This window comes from Streptomyces fuscigenes (assembly GCF_021556455.1).
GTDB lineage: Bacteria > Actinomycetota > Actinomycetes > Streptomycetales > Streptomycetaceae > Streptomyces > Streptomyces fuscigenes.
The window spans coordinates 1-1,626 of record NZ_JAKGCV010000727.1 but is presented as its reverse complement, the minus strand read 5'-3'; the positions used below and the strand labels follow the sequence as shown (position 1 = coordinate 1,626).

Annotated in this window: 1 protein-coding gene; it reads right to left on the bottom strand. The window is 75.5% G+C overall.

Going from position 1 to position 1,626, the window contains the following annotated elements; translation table 11 throughout:
- Nucleotides 1-215: 215 nt before the first annotated feature.
- Entirely contained in the window at nt 216-1,505 is a 1,290-nt protein-coding gene (locus L1885_RS28115) for an FAD-dependent monooxygenase (protein WP_235799962.1), read from the bottom strand.
- Nucleotides 1,506-1,626: the final 121 nt, after the last annotated feature.

Below are 1,626 nucleotides of genomic sequence, written 5' to 3'. Positions count from 1 at the left end.
CGGCCCGCCGGGCGGGGCCCCGGCGCCGTGGGCGCCCCGGTGGCGCGGGCCGCGCCGGCAAGCGCCTGCCCGCCGATGGCTGCCGATCGTGTACCGATCAGCCCGGGTCGCGAGTCGACCACGTACCGGCCGGGCTTCGATCGAATCAGGTGTTTGATCCGATCCGCCCCCGTCGTGGATCCGGTGGATACCGGTCCGAGGAAGCGTCCTTGCGGTCAGACCCGGTCGCGCGCCCGGGCGTGGAGCGACCCCGCGAGCCGGGGGCCGAGCCACCGCTTGAGCCGGCGCAGGGACTCCAGGCGCCCCGCCGCGTGGTCGAGGCGGTAGTAGAGCTGCGGCGGAACGTAGGGCAGCAGGGGCGAGTGGCGCTGGCCGAGCAGCGCGAACATCTGCTCCGGCGGCAGCCGGAGGTAGCGCGGCAGGTCCTCGTACCAGCGGGCGCTGTAGCGCGCCGCGCTCTGCACCGACAGCAGTTCGGCCCGCCGCACGTCCTCGTAGCGGCTCAGCGCGGCCTCCAGCGCGGCCTCGTCCGGCACGGCGTCCCCCGGCGCGGCCGCGGCCGGGCCCGACTGGCCGGCGTGCAGGGAGCCGGCGAGCGCCAGGGCGTCCTCCAGGGCGAGGGAGGTGCCGGCCCCGATGGAGTAATGGGTGGTGTGGGCGGCGTCGCCGAGCAGGACCACGTTGCCCCGGTGCCAGGTCCGGTTCGTCAGGGTGCGGAAGGTCAGCCACTGCGCCGGGGCGTCGCCCGCCCCGCCGCGGCCGGTCAGCGGATGCCCGTCGAGCACGTCGGCGAAGAGGTCGCCGAGCAGCGCGAGGCCCTCCGCCTCCGTGCCCCGGTCGAGACCGAGGCCCCGCCACGTCTCGGGCGCGCACTCGACGACGAGGGTGCTCCCGCGGTCGTCGTAGCGGTAGGCGTAGCACCAGATCCAGCCGTGCGGACTCTCCACGAAGGAGAAGGTGAAGGCGTCGAAGACCTTGCTGGTGCCGAGCCAGATGTAAGGGTTGCGGCCGACGGTGACCTCCGTGCCGAAGTGGTCGGCCCACCGGCCGCGCAGCGCGCTGCGCACGCCGTCGGCCGCCACCACGAGACCTGCGCCCGCCGCCCCGTCCGCCACCTCGTCCGGCTCGGCCTCGTGCTCGTGGACGAGGCGCACCCCGAGGTCGCGGGCGCGGTCGGCGAGGAGTTCCAGCAGCCGGTGCCGGCCGATGCCGAAGCCCTCGTCGCCGCTGTGCCGCGTCGTCGTGCCCCGTACGTGCGCGACGCCGTCGCGCCACCGTACGGAGGCCTCCTCGACGGCCCGCGCCGAGACGGGGTCGCCGGCGTGCAGCTTCTCCAGCAGGGTGCCCCAGTACGTGACGCCCCATCCGTACGTGGAGCCGGCGGGGTCGCGCTCGTACACCGTGACGTCGTGCCCCTGGTCCCGCAGTTTCATGAGGATCGAGAAGTAGAGGCCGGCGGGCCCGCCGCCGACGCAGACGACCTTCACGCACGCTCCCGATGACATCGTGTGGCAATCCGGTGACGCACCGTAGCAGCGCGGGCGGGGTGAGCGTCGGCGCCCCGCTGGAGCGCCCGGACGGGTCGGGGCGCGCCGCGCGGACGCGCGCCCGTGGCACGCCGGGGGC